This window comes from Mesorhizobium sp. M7A.F.Ca.CA.002.09.1.1 (assembly GCF_003998555.1).
Lineage (GTDB): Bacteria > Pseudomonadota > Alphaproteobacteria > Rhizobiales > Rhizobiaceae > Mesorhizobium > Mesorhizobium ciceri.
The window spans coordinates 1-554 of sequence record NZ_RZRR01001536.1 but is presented as its reverse complement, the minus strand read 5'-3'; the positions used below and the strand labels follow the sequence as shown (position 1 = coordinate 554).

Below are 554 nucleotides of genomic sequence, written 5' to 3'. Positions count from 1 at the left end.
TCGGCAAGCGGCACCACCGCCGTCACGTCGGTCGACCAGCGCCCATCGGAAAAACGCTTCTGCGCTTCCAGGATCGCCGGGCCGCGACGGTCGCGGAACTGGCGCATCCACTCACTCAGCCAAAACCCTTCGATATGCTTGTGCTGGAAGATCAGTTGGCCGGGCTCGCGGATAACGGTGGCTTCGGGATCGAGCCGCCCATAAATGATCCAGCGCGACCGCTTCGGCATGACGTCGAAGATGGCGGAGGCAAGCGGCCCGGTTACCGCGTCAAGGAAGATGCGCGGCTGTTCGGCCTTCATCACCTCGCGCAGCGCCGCCTTGAAATCCGGCGCCCTTTCATTGAGCACGTGCGCCGCGCCAAGCGCATTCAGAGCCGCGATCTGGTCGTCGCGGCGCACGGTGACGATCGGCCGGAAACCCTCTTCGCTGGCCAGGCCGATGATCAGCTTGCAGAGCTGGCTGGCGCCGGCGGTCATGACGAAGGCCTTCTCGCCTTCCTCCTTGACGATGTCGAACATGGCGAGCGCCGTGAGCGGGTTGACGATCATCGC

At 64.6% G+C, this 554-nt stretch carries 1 protein-coding gene; it reads right to left on the bottom strand.

The window, feature by feature from the left end:
- On the bottom strand, positions 1-554 hold a 554-nt coding region (locus EN994_RS34505; protein WP_164746578.1), incomplete at both ends, for a zinc-binding dehydrogenase.